The 21,241-nt window shown below is 72.1% G+C and carries 23 protein-coding genes; 13 read left to right on the top strand and 10 right to left on the bottom strand.

Annotated elements, in window-relative coordinates; all coding sequences use genetic code 11:
• The first annotated feature begins 21 nt into the window (after positions 1-21).
• On the top strand, positions 22-954 hold the full coding sequence (locus G569_RS53130; protein WP_053227243.1) for a glycosyltransferase family 2 protein: 933 nt from the start codon (positions 22-24) through the stop codon (positions 952-954).
• On the opposite strand, the gene G569_RS0131335 is transcribed toward G569_RS53130, so the two are convergent.
• The 4 genes from G569_RS0131335 to G569_RS63195 are packed head-to-tail and all read right to left on the bottom strand — an operon-like array spanning position 951 to position 4,718.
• Positions 951-1,319 carry a hypothetical protein gene (locus tag G569_RS0131335; protein ID WP_157592446.1) on the bottom strand — a complete coding sequence of 123 codons (369 nt, stop codon included), beginning with the start codon at positions 1,317-1,319 and terminating at the stop codon, positions 951-953. The genes G569_RS53130 and G569_RS0131335 overlap by 4 nt on opposite strands.
• An 8-nt stretch (positions 1,320-1,327) precedes the next feature.
• Positions 1,328-2,812, bottom strand: a complete 1,485-nt coding sequence (locus tag G569_RS0131330) for a hypothetical protein (RefSeq protein ID WP_028066343.1) — start codon at positions 2,810-2,812, stop codon at positions 1,328-1,330.
• Positions 2,809-4,266, bottom strand: a complete 1,458-nt coding sequence (locus tag G569_RS0131325) for an oligosaccharide flippase family protein (RefSeq protein WP_028066342.1) — start codon at positions 4,264-4,266, stop codon at positions 2,809-2,811. The genes G569_RS0131330 and G569_RS0131325 overlap by 4 nt, the downstream gene beginning before the upstream one ends.
• Before the next feature lie 11 nt (positions 4,267-4,277).
• The gene (locus tag G569_RS63195) at positions 4,278-4,718 is read right to left on the bottom strand and encodes a hypothetical protein (protein WP_157592445.1); all 441 of its coding nucleotides are present in this window, start codon (positions 4,716-4,718) and stop codon (positions 4,278-4,280) included.
• 93 nt (positions 4,719-4,811) lie between these two features.
• Here G569_RS63195 and G569_RS0131320 point away from each other — a divergent pair, with 93 nt between their 5' ends.
• Together G569_RS0131320 and G569_RS0131315 are read left to right on the top strand one after the other, a co-directional pair.
• The gene (locus tag G569_RS0131320; RefSeq protein ID WP_028066341.1) at positions 4,812-5,819 is read left to right on the top strand and encodes a glycosyltransferase; all 1,008 of its coding nucleotides are present in this window, start codon (positions 4,812-4,814) and stop codon (positions 5,817-5,819) included.
• Positions 5,795-6,616 (top strand): glycosyltransferase family 2 protein, encoded by an 822-nt coding sequence (locus G569_RS0131315; RefSeq protein ID WP_028066340.1) that lies wholly within the window; start codon positions 5,795-5,797, stop codon positions 6,614-6,616. Before G569_RS0131320 ends, G569_RS0131315 begins: the two co-directional genes overlap by 25 nt.
• 3 nt (positions 6,617-6,619) lie before the next feature.
• Here G569_RS0131315 and G569_RS53125 read toward each other — a convergent pair whose 3' ends face one another.
• Positions 6,620-7,525 carry a sigma-70 family RNA polymerase sigma factor gene (locus G569_RS53125; protein ID WP_053227242.1) on the bottom strand — a complete coding sequence of 302 codons (906 nt, stop codon included), beginning with the start codon at positions 7,523-7,525 and terminating at the stop codon, positions 6,620-6,622.
• Positions 7,526-7,797: 272 nt separating this feature from the next.
• Positions 7,798-8,967, bottom strand: coding sequence for a glycosyltransferase (locus tag G569_RS53120; RefSeq protein ID WP_084285831.1), 1,170 nt, complete (start codon positions 8,965-8,967; stop codon positions 7,798-7,800).
• A 34-nt stretch (positions 8,968-9,001) separates the two neighbouring features.
• Here G569_RS53120 and G569_RS0131300 point away from each other — a divergent pair, with 34 nt between their 5' ends.
• From G569_RS0131300 to G569_RS0131290, 3 genes are all read left to right on the top strand, one after another.
• Positions 9,002-10,099: a cellulase family glycosylhydrolase gene (locus G569_RS0131300; RefSeq protein ID WP_028066339.1), complete on the top strand. Its 1,098-nt coding sequence runs from the start codon at positions 9,002-9,004 to the stop codon at positions 10,097-10,099.
• A 114-nt stretch (positions 10,100-10,213) separates the two neighbouring features.
• Positions 10,214-11,317 (top strand): MFS transporter, encoded by a 1,104-nt coding sequence (locus G569_RS0131295; protein ID WP_157592444.1) that lies wholly within the window; start codon positions 10,214-10,216, stop codon positions 11,315-11,317.
• Positions 11,318-11,489: 172 nt separating this feature from the next.
• Entirely contained in the window at positions 11,490-12,689 is a 1,200-nt protein-coding gene (locus G569_RS0131290) for an HD domain-containing phosphohydrolase (protein ID WP_157592443.1), read from the top strand.
• Here the strand turns inward: G569_RS0131290 and G569_RS53115 are convergent.
• Entirely contained in the window at positions 12,679-13,641 is a 963-nt protein-coding gene (locus G569_RS53115; RefSeq protein ID WP_053227240.1) for a glycosyltransferase family 4 protein, read from the bottom strand. The genes G569_RS0131290 and G569_RS53115 overlap by 11 nt on opposite strands.
• 42 nt (positions 13,642-13,683) lie before the next feature.
• Here G569_RS53115 and G569_RS0131280 point away from each other — a divergent pair, with 42 nt between their 5' ends.
• Entirely contained in the window at positions 13,684-14,301 is a 618-nt protein-coding gene (locus tag G569_RS0131280; RefSeq protein WP_084285830.1) for a GNAT family N-acetyltransferase, read from the top strand.
• Here G569_RS0131280 and G569_RS0131275 read toward each other — a convergent pair.
• Together G569_RS0131275 and G569_RS53110 are read right to left on the bottom strand one after the other, a co-directional pair.
• Entirely contained in the window at positions 14,298-15,341 is a 1,044-nt protein-coding gene (locus G569_RS0131275) for a trans-sulfuration enzyme family protein (protein WP_028066335.1), read from the bottom strand. The two genes, G569_RS0131280 and G569_RS0131275, sit on opposite strands and share 4 nt — an antisense overlap.
• A 13-nt stretch (positions 15,342-15,354) precedes the next feature.
• Positions 15,355-16,053: a uracil-DNA glycosylase gene (locus G569_RS53110; protein WP_053227239.1), complete on the bottom strand. Its 699-nt coding sequence runs from the start codon at positions 16,051-16,053 to the stop codon at positions 15,355-15,357.
• A gap of 85 nt (positions 16,054-16,138) precedes the next feature.
• On the opposite strand from G569_RS53110, the gene G569_RS0131265 reads away from it, so the two are divergent.
• The 6 genes from G569_RS0131265 to G569_RS0131240 are packed head-to-tail and all read left to right on the top strand — an operon-like array spanning position 16,139 to position 20,624.
• Positions 16,139-16,876, top strand: a complete 738-nt coding sequence (locus G569_RS0131265; RefSeq protein WP_053227238.1) for a DUF2520 domain-containing protein — start codon at positions 16,139-16,141, stop codon at positions 16,874-16,876.
• Positions 16,873-17,730 carry a pantoate--beta-alanine ligase gene (gene panC, locus G569_RS0131260; RefSeq protein WP_028066333.1) on the top strand — a complete coding sequence of 286 codons (858 nt, stop codon included), beginning with the start codon at positions 16,873-16,875 and terminating at the stop codon, positions 17,728-17,730. Before G569_RS0131265 ends, panC begins: the two co-directional genes overlap by 4 nt.
• Before the next feature lie 28 nt (positions 17,731-17,758).
• Positions 17,759-18,652: a 3-methyl-2-oxobutanoate hydroxymethyltransferase gene (panB, locus tag G569_RS0131255; RefSeq protein WP_028066332.1), complete on the top strand. Its 894-nt coding sequence runs from the start codon at positions 17,759-17,761 to the stop codon at positions 18,650-18,652.
• A 27-nt stretch (positions 18,653-18,679) separates the two neighbouring features.
• A complete protein-coding gene (locus G569_RS0131250; RefSeq protein ID WP_028066331.1) occupies positions 18,680-19,306 on the top strand; it encodes a DUF47 domain-containing protein in 627 nt (208 codons plus the stop codon).
• A complete protein-coding gene (locus G569_RS53105) occupies positions 19,306-20,403 on the top strand; it encodes an inorganic phosphate transporter (RefSeq protein ID WP_053227237.1) in 1,098 nt (365 codons plus the stop codon). Before G569_RS0131250 ends, G569_RS53105 begins: the two co-directional genes overlap by 1 nt.
• Complete coding sequence (locus G569_RS0131240; RefSeq protein ID WP_028066330.1) at positions 20,400-20,624, top strand: hypothetical protein; 225 nt, start codon at positions 20,400-20,402, stop codon at positions 20,622-20,624. Before G569_RS53105 ends, G569_RS0131240 begins: the two co-directional genes overlap by 4 nt.
• Here G569_RS0131240 and G569_RS0131235 read toward each other — a convergent pair.
• A complete protein-coding gene (locus G569_RS0131235; protein ID WP_028066329.1) occupies positions 20,605-21,201 on the bottom strand; it encodes an acyltransferase in 597 nt (198 codons plus the stop codon). The genes G569_RS0131240 and G569_RS0131235 overlap by 20 nt on opposite strands.
• Between the last annotated feature and the right edge of the window lie 40 nt (positions 21,202-21,241).

The following is a 21,241-nucleotide window of genomic DNA, read 5'->3' as shown; positions in this document are numbered from 1 at the left end:
CGGAGCATACGATCCGGTCCGGTGGACGTCTCAGTTGTCGTGCCCGTGCTCAACGAGCAGGAGGGCCTGAAGGAGCTGCATCGGCGCATCGGCGCCGCGCTACGCGATACGACGTATGAGGTCGTATATGTCGACGACGGCTCTACGGACGACTCCGTATCGATCATCGAGCGCCTCGGCGAGGAGACCGGCACCGCCGTGCTGGTCAAACTCTCGCGCAATTTCGGCATGGAAGTGGCGATGTCGGCCGGAATCGACCACGCCCGTGGCGATTACGTCGCACTCGTCCACGCGGACCTCCAGGATCCGCCGGAACTGCTGCCGGACATGTTGCGCATCGCGCGCGACGGCGCAGACGTCGTCTACGCCCGGCGGATCGGCCGCGACGAGCCGTGGCACAAGCGCCTGCTCGCGACCGCGTTCTACAAGCTGATGGAACGGCTCGCCCGCGTCCCCTACCAGGGCCAGGCGGGCGACTTCCGGTTGATGTCGCGCCGCGTCGTCGACGTCGTGCGCACAATGCCGGAGCGCCGCCGCTTCCTGCGCGGCATGGTCGCGTGGGTCGGGTTCGAGCAGGTGCCGGTCGAGTACCGGCGCGCGGGTCGCTTGAACGGCCGTGGCGCCTCATATCGCTCGCTCTTCCGGCTCGCCGCCGAGGCGATGGCGGCGTTCAGCGACGTCCCCCTGGCGGTCGCCTCCATCATCGGCATGGGCACGGCGGCGATCGCCGGCGCTGCCGCGTTCGTGCTGCTGTTGTGCACGATCTTCGGCTGGGTCACGGCGAGCCTCGGCGTCTGGACGCTGATCACGCTGCTGTTCCTCGGGGGTGTCCAGCTGATCTCGGTCGGCATCCTCGGCCGCTATCTGGCCCGCGTGCACGAGCAGACGCTGCGGCGGCCGCTGTACCTGGTCGACCGGGTCGTCGAGCCGGCGCGCGAGCCCGTCGAGCGTTAGCGGACCGGCGGCGCGAGGCGGCGCGCGGTCGCCGCGGCCTGCGCGGCGAGCCGCGGGTCGGTGCGCTTGGCCGCCGAGGCGAGCAGGCCCCATGCCTCGATGTTCTCCGGCTCCGCGGTCGTGACCCGCTGGATCGCGGCGACCGCGCCGCGGTAGTCGCCCGCCCGGCCGAGGATCACGCCCTCGAACAGGTCGGCGCGGCGGTCGGGGTTCAGCCAGCGGTCGGCGGACAGCAGCGCCGCGCTGTCCCCGCGCCCGTTCTCGAACGCGATCTTCGTCAAGTCGTTCTCCGCGCGCGCGGCGCGGGTCTGCGTGACGAGCCAGGCGCCGGCGAGCAGCGCCGCGACGATCAGGACGATGCGCACGCCGCGCATTATCGCGGCACCAGCACGACGTAGTCGCCGTAGCGCGCGGCCTCGCGGTACGTGGCGTCGATGTACTGGTCGAGCGCTCGCGAGCCGCTCGGCCGCCCGCGGCGGTTGGGCTCCGGCTTGGCCGACTCCGGCGCGACCCAGCGCACGATCACCCTCGGCCGCGTCGCCTGCAGCCTGCGGACGATCGCGGCCTGCTCGTCCGGCTTGGCCTGCAGCAGCACGTCGCGACGCAACACGTTGGGACGGCCAACGAGGTAGTACAGGAGCGGGTTGGAGAACGAGACGAGGTCCGACCGCAGCGGCGCGACGTAGATCGGGTCGCCGGGCGCAACGCGGCGCCGCACGTCGGCGATCAGGCGTGGGAGCGACTCCGCCTCGCGCGGCGGCACGGACACGCCGCGGAACGCCTCGAGGTCCGGCGACCGCAGCAGCGCGGAGGCGCGGTTGGCGACGCCCACCGCGAGCAGCAGCGCGAGCATCGCGACGCCGACCGCGCGCGGCCTCGCGAAGGGAGCGGCCGCCGCGGCGACGATCAGCAGTCCCTGCGCGTGCTCGAGGTCCGCGCGGCTGGCGAAGTAGACCACCGCCCCGGCGCCGAGGACAGCGAGCCCCACCGCGCGCTTGGCCGCCAGCGCGATGGTGGCCACGGCCGCGAACGGCAACAGCCACGTGACGAAGTCCTTGACGTCGCCGCCCTGGAACCCGAACGGCAGCCGCCACCACTCGCCGTCGCGGGTCGCCTGCACGACGAGCGCGTCCCACACGCGGTGCGGGCCGGCGACACCGAGGAACGGCGCGTAGAGAACGAGGAGGACGAGCTCGGCGACGGCGAGCGTGATGGCGGCGCTCCGGGAGGCCGCGCGTCGCGATGCGAGCCCGCCCGGGCGCGACACCCACGCGCCGCGCCGCGCTCGGTCGCTCCTCCCGTCGACGAAGAGCGTCGCCGCCGCGGCCAGGGCCGCGATCGCGCCCACATCGGGGCGCCAGAAGGCCGCGGCGGCCGCCAACGCGCCCGCCCAACCAGGACGGCCGCGCGTGGCGGCGAGCAGGGCGCCGAGGGCGAAGACCAGCGCGGGCGCCGTGGGGTTCGCGCTGGTCGGCTGGGCAGCGGTGACGGCGGCCGCGGCCCAGGCGGGCAGCGCCCAGCGTTCCTGCCGGTCGCGGACGAGCAGGAAGACGAGCAGTGCGGCCGTGGCGTCGGCGATCACCCGCAGGAGGCGCCACCACAGCAGCGACGGGCCGAAGAGCTTGCCGAGCGCCATCACCACGAGCGGCTCGCCGGGGCCGTAGGACCAGCCGAAGTCGCGCCACGGCCATTGGCCGTCGGCCATGCGGGTCGCCGCCTGCATCAAGATGCCCTCGTCGAGTGGGCCCAGGAAGCGGCGTGCGGTGAAGCCGGAGATCGCCGCGGCCGCGAGCCAGAGGACGAGCGGGAGGCTCAGCCGCGAGGCGCGCGACGTCTCGGCCGGCGCGGTCGAGATCACGCCGCCGCGCCTGCCCGCAGGTAGCCACGCAGCTCGGCGAGCAGACCGCTCTCCAGCCGGTGCGTGGCCAAGGCGAGGCCGCCGAGCCAGAGCGCGAGCTCCCCCAACGCCTGCGCGAGGCTCCGCTCCCCGCCCCAGAGCGCGAAGCGCACCGCGAGCACAGGCGCCGACGCCAGCAGCACGGGCACCGCGGCGCGCAGCGCGAGCGCCCAGAGCCGGACGCCGGGCAGGAGGCGGCGGACGTACACGTGGCGCACGGCGAGCACGCACGCGGTGCAGCCGACGCGGCCCGCGACGAAGCCCCACGACCCGCCGAGCAGCGCGCCCGGCACGGCGAACACGGCGAACGAGATGCCGAAGACGGCGGACTCGACCGCCTGCGGCCACGACTCACCCCGGGCCCGGTAGAACGCGAACCAGCTGTAGCCGACCTGCTGCAGCGCCACCGCGATCGCCATCCCGCCGAGCAGGACGATCGCGCCGCGCCAGTCGTCGCCGAGGACGAACACGATCAGGTCCGCCCCGAACAGCGCGAGCCCCGCGCCGAAGGGGAACGCCCACATCAGCGTCAGGCGGTTGGCCTTGGCGAACAGCTCCTCGAGCACCTCGCCGCGCTCGCGGACGCGGACGATCGCGGGGTAGATCGTGGTGGCGAGGATCTGGTCGGCGCGGTCGGCGTAGCGGGTCAGGGTCGCGGCGAGCGTGATCCAACCCGCGGCCGCCAGGCCGTCGTCGAGCCCGAACACGGCGATCTGCGCCTGCGCGACCAGCAGCCCGACCGCGGCGGTGACGAACACGGGCCAGCTGAACCGCAGGTAGCGACGGGCGGCCTCGCGGTCCACGCGCAGCCGGAAGCGGTACGGCGAAGCCCGCCAGGCGGCGGCGATCGCCGCCATGTTCCCGCAGAACGGCCCGATCACGAGCGCCCACACCTCGACCCCGGCGAGCAGGAGCGGGACGGTGACGATCACGGTCCCGAGCGGCACGATCACCTGCAGCGTCCGCAGCCGCACGTACTCCATGCGCTTGAAGAAGACCCACTGCGGCGCCTGGAGCGCGAACGCCACCGGCAGGTAGGTCACCGCCAGCGTGAGGCCGAGCAGCCGGTCGTCGTCATACGCCGCCGCGAGCACCGGGGCGAGCGCCGCGACCGCGAGCGCCCCCGCGAGCCCGAGCGCGAGCTCGACCGTCAGCGCCCGCTGGAACTCGGCCTCCTCGTCGTCGGCTTCCGTCTGGACGAAGGCCTCGTCGATCCCCACCCGCCGCAGCGCGACGATCGTCATCGCCGTCGTGGTCACGATCCCGTACAGACCGATCAGCCCCGGCCCCAGCAGCGCCGTCGCGAGCAGGTTCTGCCCGAGGACCAGCAGCTCCGCCCCGGACAGGAACGCCGCGTTGACCGCGCCGCCGCGCGCGGTCCTGACGCGCAGGCCGGGAGTGCCGCGGGGAGCCATGGGCCGCGATGCTAGTCCGGGCCGGAGACGACGACGCCGGGGCGGGCCGCGCGGAGGCCGGCGCGGCGCGGGGCGGCGCGGGGCGGCGCGGGGCCGCGCGGGGCGGCGCGGGGCGTGTGGCCGAGGCGGGCGCGGTGCGGGCGGGCGCGACGCCGCCGGACGGGCGCGACGCCGCCGGACGGGCGCGACGCCGCCGGACGGGCGCGACGCCGCCGGACGGGCGCGGCGCGGCCGGGCGGGCGCGGCGCGGCCCGGGCGGGCGCCGTGCGGCCGGGCGGGCACCGTGCGACCCGGGCGGACGCGGCGCGGCCCGGGCGGACGGCGCGGCCGGGCGGGCGGCGCGGCCGGGCGGGCGGCGCGGCCGGGCGGGCGGCGCGGCCGGGCAGGCGGCGCGGCCGGGCGGGCGGCGTGGCTACGGCGCGTGCGCGCACCCCTCGCGCGAGTTCAAACACGCGGAAAACGGCAGAAAACCGCACAAACACGAGTTTCATGCGCGGGTGGGGTCTGACCGCGTTTCTTCTCGGCGATCGCCATCCTGAGCGCCGATGGCCGGCCCGGACCTGTTGTTCGTCTCGTATTCCGGACTGCTCGGGGGCGCTGAGCGGGTGTTGCTCGACGCGGTGACGCGAATCGAGCGGCCGCTCGTCGTCGCGTGTCCGGACGGGCCGCTCGCGGACGCGCTGCGAGAGGCGGGCATCGCGCATGCGGGCGTCGCCGAGCGGCCGCTCAAGGTCGGTCTTGCGCACATGGCCGGCGTGGCCGCATTGGCGAGGGACATCCGCCGGCTGAAGCCCGAGTTCGTGGTCGCGTGGGGTGCGCGAGCGGTGCTCGCGGCGCGGTTGGAGAGCCGGCCGTGGCTCGCCGTGCACCACGATCTGCTGCCCGGCCGGGCGATCCGCGCGGTGGTGAAGGCGGCGTCGAAGGACGCGAACGGGGTCGCGGCAGCCTCGCAGGCGATCGCGAGACAGATCGGGAAGCGCGTCACCGTCCTGCATCCGGGCGTCGACCTGGACCGCTTCACCCCGCGACCGCGTCCGGACGGGCCGCCGAAGGTGCTCGTGCTCGGCGCGCTGGTCGCGTGGAAGCGTCCCGAGCTCGCGCTGGAGATCGCGAAGCGACTTCCGGAGGCCCACGTGACGATCGCCGGGACGACCCTGCCCGGCGACGATGGTGGGCTGGAGCGGAGACTGAGGGCCGAAGCCGGCCCGAACGTGACGATCGCCGGCCCGATCGACGACGTCCCGCAGGCGCTCGCCGAGCACCACGTGCTGCTGCACTGCGCTGACGAGGAGCCCTACGGGATGGTGCTGGTCGAGGCGCTCGCGGCCGGCCGCCCGGTCGTCGCGCCGAACGCCGGCGGCCCGAGGGAGATCCTGGCCGAGGGCCTGTACCCGCCCGGCGACGCGGCCGCGGCAGCCGACGGGATCGAGCGCGCGCTTGCCGACCCGCAGGCGGGCGCGCGGGCCCGCCGCCGCGCGGAGGAGCACTTCGACGTGCGCACCTCGACCCGCAGGCTCGAGGAGGCGATATGCCGGGCTATGCCGTCGTCGTAGTCCTGCACCGCAGCCGTGCGCACCTCGAGCGGCTGCTGCCGACGATCGCGCCCGACCAGCTGATCGTCGTCGACACCGGGCCCGACGACGGCGGGGCGCAAATCGCCCAACGGCACGGCGCGCGGGTGATCGAGCGGCGCGACAACCCCGGGTTCGGCGCAGCCAACAACGAGGCGCTCACGCACGTCACGCAGCCCGTCACCGTCCTGCTCAACCCCGACATCATCGGCTCGCCACACGCCCTCGCCCAACGAGCGCAGCAGCCCGGGCTGCACGCCCCTCGCCTCAACAACGAGGACGGAACCATGCAGCGGAGCGTCCATGCACTGCCGGGCACATGGGGTGCGTTCGTGCCGGCGATCTCGCCGCGAGCGCCCGCGCGGGCGACACCGCACACCGCGACGACGCCGCGCACGGTCGGCTGGGCGATCGCCGCGGCGCTGGCGGCACCCACGCAGACGCTCAGGCACCTCGGCCCCTTCGACCCGAGCATTCACCTGTTCGCCGAGGACATGGACCTCTGCCTCAGGGCGCGGGCACAAGGGATCAAGACGATCTTCCACCCCGACATCGAGCTCACCCACACGGGCCGGCACAGCCTCCAGACCGAGCCGTTCGAGCTGCTGGCGCGGCAGCGGCGAGACGTGATCGGCAACCAGCTCGGAACCGGTGCGAGACGACGCGACGACGCGGCCCAGCTGCTCACGTTCGCGACCAGGACACTGGCGAAAGCCCCCCACAACGACCGAGAGCGCGCCCAATTGGGCGCGCTCTCGAAGGTGTTGCTATCCGGCTGAGGCCTAGGCGGCTTCGCGCAGAGCGATGAGCTCCGGGCGCTGCGAGAGGCGCTTCAGGGCGCGCTCCTCGATCTGGCGCGCCCGCTCGGTGCTGACACCGAGCTTGCGACCAGCCTGCGACAGGGTCTGCGGCTCGCGGTCGCCGGCGCCGAAACGCATCTCGATCACGTCACGCTCGGGCTCGGGGAGCTCGGCGATGGCGGTGAGAAGGGTCTCGGACTTCAGCGCCTCGTGGACTTCCTCGTCCACGGCGGGCGTCTCGATCGCCAGCAGGTCGCCGAAGGCGGTGTCGCCGTCGTCGCCCACGGGCTTGTCGAGGCTGACCACAGCGCGGTCGGCCTTGCGGATCTCGATGACGTCCTCCAGCGGCAGGTCGGCAGCCGAGGCGATCTCCTCGTCGGAAGGCTCGTGGCCGAGCTTCGTCGTGAGCTCGCGCTCGATGCGCCCGACCTTGCGGGAGCGCTGCGCAACATGCACGGGAAGGCGGATGGTGCGGCTCGTGTTCTCCAGCCCGCGCTGGATCGCCTGACGGATCCAGAGGGTCGCGTACGTGGAGAAGCGGAAGCCCTTGCGCCAGTCGAACTTCTCGACCGCGCGGATCAGCCCCAGCATCCCCTCCTGGATCAGGTCGCCGAGGGCGAGGCCCTGGCCCTGATAGCGGCGCGCGTTCGCGACCACCAGGCGGAGGTTGGAGTTGATCATTCGTTCCTTGGCTGCCAGGTCCCCACGCTCGATCCGCTTGGCGAGTTCGATCTCCTCACTCGGCTTGAGCAGGGGGTACCGGCCAGCCTCACGCAGGAGCAGCTGGAGCGAGTCGAGAGTCGGGTCGACCTCGTGCTCGGTCTCGGTGCGGCGGCGTGGGGTGTCGGTGATAGTGCTCGTTTTGGGGTCCTTCGCTCGAAGTCTCAAGTCCTACTGATCCAGTAGGTATTATAGGCATAACTCGTTGATCTTGCAACCACCCCGCCGAGGGCCCTGACGATTTCGCCGGTACCCGGCGGCGGTCCTGCAAGGTTGGACACCCGTATCGATTCACCGGATGTCCCCCAGAGAGACCTCAGGCCGCCGCTAAGCTTGTGACCCAAGCGACGAACTGAGCGCGCGCAGGCGTGGCCCGCGCACAACAGACAACCCGAATCATGTCACGGGGTTACGGAAATTGTTCCCGTGACGCGCGAGATTTAACGAAGCTTCATGGATTCGGCGCCCCTGCGTGACGTTCTGCGCGGTAATAGACCGCCCAACGGACGCTCTGTAGCGCGAGGCGAACGCCCGCTGGCCGCCGCAACGATGGCGCGTAGCTGCTCTTGGAAGGGTTCGACTCCGAAGCGTCTCGCGTCGCTGACGCAATCGCTTGCGCGGATTGCCTCGATGTCGAAGGCCCGCACCGCCGAAGCGAGCGACTCCGGATCGTCCGCGTCGTCGTAGAACCACCCCGTCCGGCCGGCGGTCACGGTCTCGAGCACGCCGCCCGCGCGCAGCCCGATCACCGGCCGGCCGGACGCGAGCGACTCGACCGCCGCGATCCCGAACTCCTCCTCGGCGGTGACGATCAATGCGCGCGAAGAACGCAGCAGGTCGGCGACATCGCTGTCGGACAGCCGGCCGGTCAGACGGACCGTCGGCCCCGCGAGCCGCCGCAACGAACGCCACTCCGGCCCATCCCCCACGACCACCAGCGGCAGCCCGAGCGCGTTGAACGCCCGGATCGCGACATCGATCCGCTTGTGCGCCATCAGCTCCGCCAGCACCAGGTAGTGCGCGCCGACCGGGCCTATAGAGAACCGCGAGAGCTCCACCGGGGGATGCAGGATCGTCGACTCGCGCCCGAAGTAGCGCCGGATCCGCGCCTGGGTGACCGCCGAGTTGGCGATGTAGGCATCGACTCGCTGCGCCGCGATCCAGTCCCACTGGCGCCAGCGCGACAGCAGCGCCCGCAGCGGCGGGCGGGTCACGAAGTTGCGCGCCGCGAGCGTCGCCTCGCGCTCGCTCCACGCGTAGCGGAACGGGTTGTGGCAGTAACAGACGTGCGTCGCGCCCGGATCGACGAGCACACCGTGCGCCCAGGCCGACGAGGAGGAGATGACGACGTCGTAGCCGCGCAGGTCCAGCGACTCGATCGCGTGCGGGTACATCGGCAGCAGCGGGCGGAACGTCCGCGACGTCGGTCGCAGCTTCTGCAGGAAGGACGCCTGCGGATCGCGCGCCGCGAACCGCCCCTCGGTGCCGACCGGGTCATAGACCGCGGTGAACACGTCGGCGTCGGGATACGCGTCGCAGATCGCCGCAAAGACGCGCTCTGCCCCTCGCAGATCGAGCAGAAAATCGTGGATCAACGCAACGCGGGGCATCGGCGCGGCATCCTACGTACCAATGCACCGCCTTGTGCTGATCGCGCTGGTCTGCGCCCTCGTCCTGCCCACGACGGCCGATGCCGCGCGCCGTGAGGTGCCCCGCGGCTGGCTCGGCGTCGTCGTCGACGGCCCGATGACCGACCCCTCGTTCGCCCAGGCCCCCAGCGAGTGGGATCTGCTGGCCGGCAGCGGCGCGGAGTCGGTGCGCGCGGCCGTGTACTGGTACCAGGTGCAACCTACGGGTCCCGGGGATCTGAACTTCACGGCGACCGACCAGATCTTCCTGATGGCCGCACAGCGTGGTCTCGACGTGCTACCGGTTGTGCAAGGTACGCCCCTTTGGGCGGCCAAAAACCCCTATGACCCAGGGTCTCCGCCGCGCGACAATGAAGACTTCGCCCGTTTCCTGAACGCGCTGGTCTCGCGATATGGACCGAATGGGTCGTTATGGGTCACTCATCCCGAGGTCACTCCCCAACCTGTGCGCTCGTGGCAGATCTGGAACGAGCCGAACCTGACGCGCTATTGGAACGTCGCGCCTTGGGCGCCGTCCTACGTCGCGATGCTCAAGCGCGCGCACAAGGCGCTCAAAGCCGCCGACCCGGGCTCGCAGACGGTCCTCGCGGGCTTGCCCAACGAGAGCTGGAAGGCGCTGGCCGCCATGTACGACGCGGGCGCGCGGCGCTCGTTCGACGTCGTCACGCTGCATCCCTATACGGGCCAGCCGAAGAACGTCGTCCGGATCGTCAAGATCGTCCGTCGCCTGATGGAGCGCCGCAAGGACGGCAAGCTGCCGATCTGGGTCACCGAGCTCTCGTGGCCCGCCGCGCAGGGCAAGACCGTCCAGCACCACGACTTCGAGACGACCGACCAGGGCCAGGCGTCGCGGCTCGACAAAGGGCTGCCGATGCTCGCCGACGAGCGCAAGTCGCTGCGCATCGGGCGGGTGTACTGGTACACGTGGCTCTCCCACGAGGGAATCACCGACAGCGCCTTCGACTTCTCGGGCCTGCGGCGCCTGCGTGGCGATTCCCTCGTCAGCGCGCCATCGCTCGGCACGTTCACGCGTTTGGCACGTCGCTTGCAGGGCTGCGCGAAGCAGTCAGGCGACGCACGACGCTGCCGCTGACACGAATACGCTGCAGCCCTCGTGCGGGGGCGAGACGGGTATCGCGCTGTCTTAGCGGAACGAACGCTCCGGCGACTGCTCGCGGCGTCGCTCGCGGGGCGCGTGGGGTTCTTGATGCTCCCGCTCGGGCTGATCTTCCTCGCCGGCTCGGCGGGGAAGGCGGGAGCGCTGATCGCGGCGTTCTCGGTCGCCAGCGCGCTGGCGCCCGCACGCGGGCGGATCGTGGACCGCATCGGCCCGAAGGCGCTGACCGTCTTCGCGCTCGCGTGCGCGGGCGCGTCGTGGGCGCTCGTGGTGGCGAGCGCTGCCAGGGCTCCGGCGGCGGTCCTCGCGGCGCTGAGCGGGCTCGTCGGGCTCCTCGCCCCGCCGCTGGGCCCGTTCACCCGCGCCGCCTACGGTCGCTCGCTCCACGGGCGCGGGGATCTGCTGCAGCGGACGTTCGCGCTGGACTCGGCGGGCGAGGAGGCGGCGGTGATCTTCGCCCCGCTGCTCGTGGCGCTGTGCGCCGGGCTGCTCTCCCCCGAGGCCGGGCTCGCGATCGCGGCGGCGGTGCTGCTGGTGGGCACGGTCGCCGCGGCGACGTGGGTGCCCGACCATGTGGCGACGGAGTCCGGGGCCGCGGGCCGGGTCGCGCTGCCGGCGGCGCTCTGGCTGCTCTACGTCGCGCTCGCCCTGACGGCCGCGGCGCTGGGCGCGATCGACATCTCGCTGCCGGCGGCGACCCGCGCGCTCGGCCACTTCAGCGCGGCGGGCGTGCTGCTCGCGGGCATGGCGGTCGCGACCGTCGCGGGCAGCCTGCTCGCCGGCCGGCGCGCGTGGCGCGGACCGCCCGCCCGGCGGGTCGTGGTGCTGATGGCGCTGCTGGCGGGCGGCGTGGCGCTGACGGCGACCGCCACCGGCTCGCTCGCGCTGCTCGCCGCGTCGCTGCTCGTGCCGGGCGCGCTGCTGGGCGCGCTGTTCGCCACCGCCTACCTGCTGGCGAACCAGCTCACGCCGGCGGGGTCGGGGACGCGGACGTTCGCATGGCTGGTGACGGCCAACAACGGCGGTCTCGCCTTCGGAGCGGCGGTCGCCGGGGCGCTGTCGGAGGAGTCCGGGGCCGCGGCCGGGCTGTGGTTCGGCGCCGCCTGCGCCCTCGGCGGGGTGGTCCCGGCCGCTGTGGCGGCCGTGTTGTCCGCACGCGTACTCAGGCGCGGACCAGTCACGGGACTCCGTTGAGTACCTTGCGCCAAGACGTTTTACCGAGCATCAGGGGATCGCGACAGAGGGGGGTGTCATGAGCCACTGGAAGGTGTGAGCGCCATGTGTCGCGCCGCAGACAACTCTGCGCTGAACTCATCCATCGGCATGGGCGTCCCGCCTCTGCTGTGTATACGCTTGCTCACGAACCGTGTCGAAGCTCTGTTCACGACGTAGCTACGCCCTGGCGATCCATGGGTTCGCCCTGGCTGCGCTCGTGCCCGCCCTGGTCTGGCTGGCACCGTCCTCGGACTGGAGCCGCCCTGGGCTGCTGCTCGTGCTGATCGCACTGGCCGTGATCGCGGACTTCAATGAAGTTCCTTTGCCCGGTGGAGCGAGGTTCGATGCCGGTTTGCCGCTGGCGCTGATCACGCTTGCCGTGCTCGGCCCGGTCCCGGCGCTGCTGGTGGACGTCGTGCCGATCGCGGTCGCGGGGATCGTGCGCGGCGAGAAGATCCTCCGCGCGGGCAACATGGCGAACGTCGCCGGCTACGGCTGGGAGGCCGTCGCCGCCTCCTCGCTGCTCGCCGCCGCAGGCGTCGCTGGTCTCGACGCTGACGCGCTGCCCTGGCTCGTGCTCGCCGGGGTGGTCATGTGCTTCGTGAACTTCTCGATCGGCCCGGGCCTGTTCCTCCCGCTGCACCACGGCCTGCCGGTCGCGCAGCTGCCGCGGATGTTCTTCGACACGATGCCGACGGCGATGGTGATGGTCTTCCTGGCCGCGTTCACCGTGCTGCTGGTCGGCCCGATCGGCGTCGCCGCCCTCGCCGTGTTCGCAGTGATCGCGGTACTCCCGCAGTCGCTGCTGACCTATGCCGCGCGCACGCGGCCGGTCGCTCGCCTCGACCCGCTGACCGCGACGCGCCGCTACTCGCACGCGCTCGCGCTGCACCTCGGGCTGGACCGGAGCGAGCGGCGCCATCTCGCGCGGGTCGCGCAGCTCGCGTTCGAGCGCCGCGCGGACGCCGGCGACCCGATCGCCTACGCCCGCCAGACGATCCGCGATCCCTCCCGCGCGTCGTGGGAGGCCGGGCACGTGGGCGAGTGGTGGAACGGCGGCGGCGGTCCCGCGGGCCTGCGTGGGCCGGTCACGCCCGTCACGTCGCGGATCGTCGCGGTGGCGGACACATGGAGCGCCCTGACCGCCAAGGGCGGCCCGGCGCTCTCGCACGCCGAGGCGCTGATCGAGCTCGAGAACGCCGCCGGCACGCGGTTCGACCCGCGCGTAGTACAGGCGGCGCACGCCGTCGTGGCGGAGGAGCGGGTGTCGGAGACCGAGCCGGCTCCGGAGCCCCGCCTGCACACGCTGCACCTTCCCGCGCCGCTGCGGCGCGTGATGGCTACCTCCTGACGATCGCGTCGACCTCGCGGGCGGTCCGCTCCCACGTGAACTCGCGGGCGCGCCGCAGGCCCGCGGTACGGAGCCGTTCTCGCTGCGCCGAGTCGCCCAGGACGTCCAGGAGCGCTTCGCGGAGCGCTCCCGGGTCGGGCTCCGAGAGCCGCGCGGCGCCGCCCGCGGTGTCCGGGAGCGCGGTCGTGTTCGCGGCGATGACCGGGGTGCCGCTCGCCATCGCCTCGAGCACCGGCAGGCCGAACCCTTCGTAGAGCGACGGGAGCACGAACGCCTCGGCGCCCGCGTAGAGGCCCGGGAGCTCCTGCTCGGTGACGTGGCCGAGGAGCGTCAGGCCGTCGAGGCCGGATTCGGCGGTGAACTGCGGGCGGTGACCGCCGGCGATGACGAGGTCGATCCCGTCGCGGCGCAGCGCGTGAGCCGCCGGCACGAGCGCGCGCAGGTTCTTGCGCGCCGTGTGCGAGGCGACGCACAGCACATACGGGCGCGCCCGCTGCGTCGCGGCCTCCGGCGTGAACCGCGGGTCGACCCCGCCGTACACCACCTCGGCCTCGACGTTCAACAATTCCTTGAGCTCGTTCCGCGAGAACGGCGACACCGTGATCACGGTCCTGGCACGGCGAGCGATCAACGGGAGCAGCCGGCGCTGCCAGGCCGCGTAGAGGCCGCTGTACCAGCCGGGATGACGCAGCGGCGCGGCGTCGTGGAGGATGACGACCGCGTTGCGGGCGGCGACGGGCGCCAGGTTCGCGGGGCACAGCAGCGCGTCCGCCCGCGCGCTGCGGACCGGCAGCACGAACTGCTCCCAGGCGTGACCGGCACGGTGCGAGAGCGCCGGCGGCGGCGCGAGCGTCCGGTAGGGCAGCCGCGCGCACAGCTCCCGCGCCCAGCGCTCCACCCCGCCCAGCTCCGGCCGCACGGCCGCCCGTCCGTCGATCACGGCCCTGGTCATGGCGCGCGAGGGTATCCGCTGCTTTGATTTCTCCTTCACGCCATGAAGCGCCCCGTCCTCCGTCGCCGCCCGGACGAAGCCGTCCGCCCCTCTGACATGGTTCCGCCCGACCCGCCGCCCGGCGCGCGGATCGCTCTTCGCGTCCTCACCCGCGACGATCGCCAGGAGTTCCTGGCGTTGGCGCGCGAGAGCCGCCGCCTGCACCGTCCCTGGACCTACCCGCCCGAGCGGGCGGACCAGTTCGACGAGCTCTACGGCCGGTCGCGCCGCGAGGACTTCCTCTGTCTGCTCGCGATCCACATCGAGACTGGCGCGATCGCGGGCATCTTCACGATCTCCCAGATCGTCCGCGGCGCGTTCCAGTCCGCGTACCTGGGCTACTACGCCCACGAGCGCTTCGCGGGCCAGGGGCTGATGCGCGAGGCGCTCGACCAGGTGCTCGACCACGCCTTCGGCGCCCTCGGCCTGCACCGCATCGAGGCCAACATCCAGCCCGGAAACGCCCCCTCGATCGCGCTCGCCCGGGGCGCGGGGTTCCGCCTCGAGGGCTTCTCCCCGCGCTACCTGCTGATCGGCGGCCAGTGGCGCGACCACGAGCGCTACGCGATCACGGTCGACGAGCACGCCGCGGCCCGCGCCGCGCAGAGCGAAGCGGCTTAGGCGGCCAGGGCCTGCTCGAGGTCGGCCCAGAGATCCTCGACGTCCTCGCAGCCCACGCTCATGCGGATCAGGCCGTCCGGGATGTGCTCCTGGCCCGGGTGGACGCTGCGGCGCTCCATCGTCGTCTCGACGCCGCCGAGGCTCGTCGCGTTCCAGATGACCTTGATCGCCGCGCAGGTGCGGTCGACGGTCTCGGCGTCGGCGAGCTCGAAGCTGACGACCGCGCCGAACCCCGGGTAGCGGACGCGCTGGACGGCCGGGTGGTCCTCGAGCCGCTGCACGAGCTCGATCGCCGTCGCGACCGCGGTCTTCAGGCGCACGGGCAGCGTGCGGACGCCGCGGGTGGCGAGGAAGGCCTCGAGCACGCCCGGCGTCGCGCCGTAGAGCTTGCGTGCGGTGATCAGGAGCTCGCGCTGCGCCTCGTCCTTGGCGACGGCGGCGCCCATCAGCAGGTCGGAGTGCCCGCCGAGGAACTTCGTCGCCGCGTGGATGACGACGTCGGCGCCGAGCCTCAGCGGCTGCTGCAGGAGCGGCGTGGCGAACGTGTTGTCCACGACCACCCGCGTGCCGTCGCGGCGCGGAGCGGCGCAGATCGCCTCCACGTCGGCGACGTCGAGCAGCGGGTTCGTCGGCGACTCGAGCCAGACCATGTCGGCCTCGAGCAGCTTCGCCTTCCACGTGTCGGTGTCGGGCGCGGGGACCCGCTCGACCTTCCACTGATGGTCGCGGGCGCCCGCCTCGGCGATGCCCGCGACGCCCTGGTAGCAGTCGTCGGGGATCACGAGGTGCGCGCCGGTCGGCAACTGCGAGAGGACCGCGTTGCACGCCGCCATGCCGGAGGAGAACGACACGGCGTGGCCGCCCTCGAGGCCGCCGAGGACGTCCTCGAAGGCCTCCCAGGTGTCGGTCGCCTCCGTGCGGCTGTAGAGGCGCTCCGTTCCCAGCACGAAGTTCGATGCGGGAACGAGCGGAGTGTTCAAGGGTGCGCCGGGCACGCGGTCCGGCCGGCCACCCACGATGGCCCAGGTCTCTGGCTTCATGGAGGGCTAGAACCTAGAACAGACCGAGCTGCTCGACGTCCGGATCGTCCGGCGGGACGAGCACCAGCTCGGGCTCGGGCTCAGGCGCTTCGATGATGGGCGGCTCGGGCTCCGGCTGCTCGGGCGCGGGCTTGGCGAGCAGCTCCGGGATGCGCTGGAAGTCGCCGCGCAGCGTCGCCAGCATCGCCGGCGTGTAGAGCGCGGCGGCGGGATGGAAGAGCGGGTACAGCCGCACGACCCGTGGGCCGACGAGGCGCAGCTCGTCACGCCCGTGCAGACGCGTGATCCCGGTCATGTCCTCGCGCAGCAGCTTGGTCGCGAAGTTCCCGAGCGTGCAGACGACCTTCGGCTCGATCAGCTCGAGCTGGCGGAACAGGTAGTCCTGGCAGGAGTCGATCTCCTGCGGCAGCGGGTCGCGATTTCCCGGCGGGCGGCACTTCAGGACGTTCGCGACGAACACGTCCTTGCGCGTCAGGCCGATCTCGGAGAGCAGCTGGTCGAGCAGCCGCCCCGCCTGGCCGACGAACGGCAGGCCCTGGCGGTCCTCGTTCGCTCCCGGCGCCTCGCCCACGAACATCAGGTCGGCGTCGGCGTTGCCCGAGCCGAAGACGACCGTGTTGCGCGTGCTCGCGAGCTGCGGGCAGCGCTGGCAGCCGCGCGCCTGCTCCCAGACGGCCTTGAGCTCCTCGCGCCGTTCCGAAGCGCTGGACATGTGGTCAAACTACCGCCGGTGACGGCGGATCCTTCCCCTGTTCTCGCAATCTGCGGGATACGATGATCGGCGAGCCGGTATCTCGATGCGAGAACTGGACCCGAAGAGCCCCCACACCCTGCCTGCCTGCACCGTCGTCGGCGCTGGGCGTCTCGGCACGGTGCTCGCCGCGGCGCTCTCGGACGGCCCTGCGCTCAAGCGCGGCGAGCCGATCCCCGCGACCGCGGAGGTCGTGCTGCTCACGGTCCCGGACGGCGCGATCGCCGAGGCCGCCCGCAACGTCCCCGCCGGCCCGCTGGTCGGGCACTGCAGCGGCGCCACCGGCCTCGACGTGTTCGAGCGCGAAGGGTTCTCCCTGCACCCGCTGATGTCCGTCCCGACCGGGAGCACGCCCGACGTGCTGCGCGGCGCGGGCGCGGCGGTCGACGGGACCACGGAGCGCGCGCTGAACACGGCCAACGCCCTCGCCGGGCACCTGGGCATGATCGCCACCCACGTCGCGGCCGAGGACCGCGCCGCCTACCACGCGGCGGGCGCGATCGCCTCGAACTTCCTCGTCGCCCTCGAGGCCTGTGCGGAACGGCTGGCCGCCACGGCGGGCATCAGCCGAAGGCAGCTCGCCCCGCTGGTGCTCGCGACCGCCCACCAATGGGCCGAGCTGGGGCCGGAGGCGGCGCTGACGGGCCCGATCGCCCGTGGCGACGAGGGCACGATCGAGCGCCATCGCGCCGCGATCACCGAGCGGACCCCGGAGCTCCTCCCGGTCTGGACCGAGTTGGTCGAGGTCACCCGCGCCGTGGCGGGTAGAAGGACCTGGGTATGAGGACGATCCGCACCGTCGCAGAGATGCGCGCCTGGCTCGGCAACGTGCGCGCCGAGGGACGCTCCGTCGGCCTCGTGCCGACGATGGGCGCCTTCCACGCCGGTCATCACTCGCTGATGCGCGCGGCGCGCGAGGAGCAGGACTCGGTCGTCGTCTCGCTGTTCGTCAACCCGGCGCAGTTCAACGACACCCACGATCTCGCCGCCTACCCGCGCACCGAGGCCAACGATGCCGCCGAGGCGGCTGACCTGGGCGTCGACGTCCTCTTCGCCCCACCCGTGAGCGAGATCTACCCCGATGGCTTCGCCACGACCGTGCAGGTGAACGGGCTGAGCGAGGTCTATGAAGGCGCCGAGCGAGGGCCTGGGCACTTCGCCGGGGTCTGCACGGTGGTCAACAAGCTGCTCAACATCGTCGGGCCGGACGTCGCCTACTTCGGCCAGAAGGACGCGCAGCAGGTCGCCGTGGTCAAGCGGATGGTGCGCGATCTCGACATGCCGGCGCGCATCGAGGTCCTCCCCACCGTCCGCGAGCCGGACGGCCTGGCGCTCTCGAGCCGCAACGTCCGCCTCTCGCCCGAAGATCGCGCCCGGGCACTCGGGCTGTCGAAGGCGTTGAACGCCGCGGCGGCCGTCGTGGCCGCAGGCGAACGCGACACCGACGCGATCCGGGACGCCGCCCTCGCCGAGGTCGGCGACCTTCAGCCCGAATACCTCGCGATCGTCGACCCCCTCACCTTCGCCCCTCTGCGCACGGTCTCCGCCCGCACGCTGGTCGCGATCGCCGCGCAGGTCGGGCCCGTCCGCCTGATCGACAACATCGTCCTCGAACCCGTCCCGGTGGCGACCGGCTGAGCCGGCGTCAACCATCCAAAGGAGCGAGATGTCCAGCCCCCCGAAGGATCAGCAGCGCAAGCGCGTGACCCTCACCAAGCTCGCGGAGATGCGGGCCTTGGGCGAGCCGATCGTGATGATCACCGCCTACGACCACCCGAGCGCGCTCGTCGTCGAGCAGGCGGGCGTCGACGTCGTCCTCGTGGGCGACAGCGCCGCCAACAACGTGCTCGGCTACCCGGACACCGTGCCGGTGACGGTCGAGGAACTGCTGATGCTCACCCGCGCCGTACGGCGCGGCCTGAAGGCGCCGATGCTCGTCGGTGACCTCCCGTTCGGCTCCTATGAGGCGAGCGACTCGCAGGCGATCGAGACGGCGCACCGCTTCGTCAAGGAGGCCGGGTGCGACGCCGTCAAGCTCGAGGGCGGCGGGGCGTCAGCGGACCGCGCGCGGGCGATCGTGCGGGCGGGCGTGCCGGTCATGGGTCACATCGGGTTGACGCCGCAGACCGCGACGATGCTCGGCGGCTACCGCGCGCAGGGCCGCACCGCGGCGCGCGCGAAGCAGGTCTTCGACGACGCGCTGGCACTGCAGGAGGCGGGCTGCTTCAGCATCGTCTTCGAGGCGATCCCCGCCGCGGTCACCGACGTGATGATGCCTCACCTCGAGATCCCGATCATCGGGATCGGCGCCGGGCCGAGCACGGACGGACAGGTGCTCGTCCTGCACGACCTGCTCGCGATCCACGACGACTTCCAGCCGAAGTTCGCGAAGCGCTTCGCGGCGGTCAAGGAAGAGATGCTGCGCGGCGTCGAGGCCTACGCCGAGGAGGTCCGCACGCGCAAGTTCCCGGCGCCCGAGCACACCTACGGAATCGCGCCTGAGGAACTGGAGCGCTTCGTGGGGAGCGTCGCGGCGGTGGAGCAGCACGCCAGGCGATAACAACTTCTTCACATACACTGGCGCGCGATGAGTCGGCTCTCGCATCTCTTCGCGCCCAAGGAACGGGAATTCTTCGACCTCTTCGAGGAGGCGGGGAACAACGCCGTCCGCGCGGCCGGGCTGCTCGAGCACATGCTCGAGCACTGGCCCGACCACGGTGAGGCATTGCGCGATGTGGTCGTCTGCGAGCAAGAGGGCGACCGCATCACGCACGACATCATCCAGCGGCTCAATCAGACGTTCGTCACGCCGTTCGACCGCGAGGACATCATCGCCTTCGCCTCCGCGGTGGACGACATCGTCGACTTCATCGAGGAGATCGCCGACTTCCTCGGGTTGTTCCAGATCGAGGCGCCGACGGATCAGTCGCAGCGGATGGCGCACGTCCTCCATGACGCCGTCAAGAAGGTCAACAGCGCGATCCCGGCGCTGCGCCGTCTGGAGGACATCCGCGCGATCCAGGTCGAGGTCAACCGGCTCGAGAGCGAGGGCGACCGCATCCTGCGCGAGGCCGTCGCGTCGCTGTTCAACCACGGGATCGACCCGATGATGGTGATCCGCTGGAAGGACATCTACGAGCGTCTCGAGGACGCCATCGACGCCACCGAGGCGGCGATGAACACGGTGTCGGACATCATCATCAAGAACCGCTAGTGCATTCCGACCTCGTTCTCCTGATCGTCGTCGGGACCGCCCTCGCGTTCGACTTCACCAACGGATTCCACGACACCGCCAACGCGATCGCGACGGCGGTGTCCACGCGCGCGCTCTCCCCCCGCTTCGCCGTGGCGATGTCGGCGAGCCTGAACTTCGTCGGCGCGTTCCTGTCGCTCGCCGTCGCGGCCACGATCGCCAAGGGGATCGTCGATTCGACCTCGGTGACGCTCTTGACGGTCTTCGCCGGCCTGATCGGCGCGATCGCCTGGAACCTGACCACGTGGTGGTTCGGGCTGCCGTCATCGTCCTCGCACGCGCTGATCGGCGGGATGGTGGGTGCGACGCTCGCCTCCGCGGGCGCCTCGGCGGTGAACTGGAACGGGCTCGTGGAGAAGGTCGCGATCCCCGCTCTGGTCGCTCCCGTGCTGGCGCTGGTCGCCGCCGGCGCGGCGATCCTGATCGCCTACCGGATCGTCGGCCGCCAGTCGCCGGGGGTCGTCTCGCGCGGATTCCGGCTCGGGCAGTTGGCGACCACCGCGCTGTTCTCGCTGTCGCACGGCACCAACGACGCGCAGAAGACGATGGGGATCATCTTCCTGGCGCTCGTGACCAACGGGAACATGAGCCCCGACGCGGACATCCCGACCTGGGTCGTCGTCTCGTCGGCGTCCGCGATCGCGCTCGGGACGTATGTGGGCGGGTGGCGGATCGTGCGCACGATGGGCTCGAAGATCATCAAGATGGATTCGGCGCAGGGGTTCGCGGCGCAGGGAGCGGGTGCGGCGGTGGTCCTCTCGGCGTCGCACGTCGGGTTCCCGCTGTCGACGACGCAGGTGATGAGCGGCGCGATCATGGGCGCGGGCGCGGCGAAGCGGCTCTCGGCGGTGCGCTGGGGCGTGGCCGGGAACATCGTGGTGGCGTGGGTGCTGACGCTGCCCTGCTCGGCCGCTGTGGGCGCCCTGACGTACGCGATCGTGCGGATGTTCGGCGAAGGCTCTGCCGGGCCGATCGTGGTCGCCGCGCTGTTGCTGGTCGGGCTGGGCGCGTTCGCGGCGTGGCGGATGCGCCATGCCCCCGAGCCGGTGACCGCATGATCGGCGACATCCTCGAGGTGATCGCCGTGTCGCTCGTCGCGGGCGTGGGGATCACCGCGTCGTACTCGTTCGTGGTGCTGGGCGCGAGCCGCTCGGCGCAGGCGCGGCGCTCAGGCGCCTCCGGGGCGTGCGTGGCCTACGGCGCGCTGTCGGCGTTCTTCCTGCTGGTGTTCGCGGCCGCCGTGGTGCTGGCCCTGAAGATCATGCTGACGAAGGCCTGATCGCCTTGATCACGCGGGCGGGTGCGCCCGCCGCGATGCTGAACGGCGGGATGTCGGTGGTGACGACGCTGTTGGCGCCGATCACGCAGCGCTCGCCGATCGTCACGCCGCTCGTGACGACGACGTTCGCGCCGCACCAGACGTTGTCGCCGATCCGGGTCGGGCCCTTCGTCGTGAAGCCCTGCCAGGTGATCGGCTGCGTGAGGTCGTCGAAGCGGTGGTTGGCGTCCGTGACGAAGGAGCCGTTGGCGAACATGCAGTGCTCGCCGATCTCCACGAGGTCCATCGCGGCGACCTGAACGCCCAGATTCAGGAAGGTGCCGCCGCCGATGCGAATCCTTCCTGGCGCGGCGGCGGTCAGCCACACATTGGGCTCGAGCAGCACGTGTTCGCCGAGTTCCAATCTTCCCTCGGCGAACATCTCGAGGACGTTGCCGTGGAGCGGCCAGCGCGCGAAAGCACGGCGCCGAGCGAATTCGTAGTGGATCCGGGCCCGGTTGTGCGGGAGCGAATTGCGCTCATACCAGCGCCATTTCTGCGCCCAGAGCTTGAGGTCGTCGCGAAGGGAAGATTCCATGCACGTTCACGTAACCGCGCGCGCAGCGCTAGCAATCGCG

Source organism: Solirubrobacter soli DSM 22325 (genome assembly GCF_000423665.1).
Lineage (GTDB): Bacteria > Actinomycetota > Thermoleophilia > Solirubrobacterales > Solirubrobacteraceae > Solirubrobacter > Solirubrobacter soli.
Note: the sequence above shows the minus strand (reverse complement) of the source record. Positions and strands in the feature narration are given on the sequence as shown.

What these genes read in the sequence shown, in the direction of transcription:
- G569_RS0131325 (WP_028066342.1), bottom strand. Translation starts at nt 4,266, where the DNA reads ATGGCTCCCCGCGGCACTCCCGGCCTGCGCGTCAGGACCGCGCGCGGC.
- G569_RS0131320 (WP_028066341.1), top strand. Translation starts at nt 4,812, where the DNA reads ATGGCCGGCCCGGACCTGTTGTTCGTCTCGTATTCCGGACTGCTCGGG.
- G569_RS0131315 (WP_028066340.1), top strand. Translation starts at nt 5,795, where the DNA reads ATGCCGGGCTATGCCGTCGTCGTAGTCCTGCACCGCAGCCGTGCGCAC.
- G569_RS53120 (WP_084285831.1), bottom strand. Translation starts at nt 8,967, where the DNA reads ATGCCCCGCGTTGCGTTGATCCACGATTTTCTGCTCGATCTGCGAGGG.
- G569_RS0131295 (WP_157592444.1), top strand. Translation starts at nt 10,214, where the DNA reads ATGCTCCCGCTCGGGCTGATCTTCCTCGCCGGCTCGGCGGGGAAGGCG.
- G569_RS53115 (WP_053227240.1), bottom strand. Translation starts at nt 13,641, where the DNA reads ATGACCAGGGCCGTGATCGACGGACGGGCGGCCGTGCGGCCGGAGCTG.
- G569_RS0131280 (WP_084285830.1), top strand. Translation starts at nt 13,684, where the DNA reads ATGAAGCGCCCCGTCCTCCGTCGCCGCCCGGACGAAGCCGTCCGCCCC.
- G569_RS0131275 (WP_028066335.1), bottom strand. Translation starts at nt 15,341, where the DNA reads ATGAAGCCAGAGACCTGGGCCATCGTGGGTGGCCGGCCGGACCGCGTG.
- G569_RS53110 (WP_053227239.1), bottom strand. Translation starts at nt 16,053, where the DNA reads ATGTCCAGCGCTTCGGAACGGCGCGAGGAGCTCAAGGCCGTCTGGGAG.
- G569_RS0131265 (WP_053227238.1), top strand. Translation starts at nt 16,139, where the DNA reads ATGCGAGAACTGGACCCGAAGAGCCCCCACACCCTGCCTGCCTGCACC.
- panC (WP_028066333.1), top strand. Translation starts at nt 16,873, where the DNA reads ATGAGGACGATCCGCACCGTCGCAGAGATGCGCGCCTGGCTCGGCAAC.
- panB (WP_028066332.1), top strand. Translation starts at nt 17,759, where the DNA reads ATGTCCAGCCCCCCGAAGGATCAGCAGCGCAAGCGCGTGACCCTCACC.
- G569_RS0131250 (WP_028066331.1), top strand. Translation starts at nt 18,680, where the DNA reads ATGAGTCGGCTCTCGCATCTCTTCGCGCCCAAGGAACGGGAATTCTTC.
- G569_RS0131240 (WP_028066330.1), top strand. Translation starts at nt 20,400, where the DNA reads ATGATCGGCGACATCCTCGAGGTGATCGCCGTGTCGCTCGTCGCGGGC.
- G569_RS0131235 (WP_028066329.1), bottom strand. Translation starts at nt 21,201, where the DNA reads ATGGAATCTTCCCTTCGCGACGACCTCAAGCTCTGGGCGCAGAAATGG.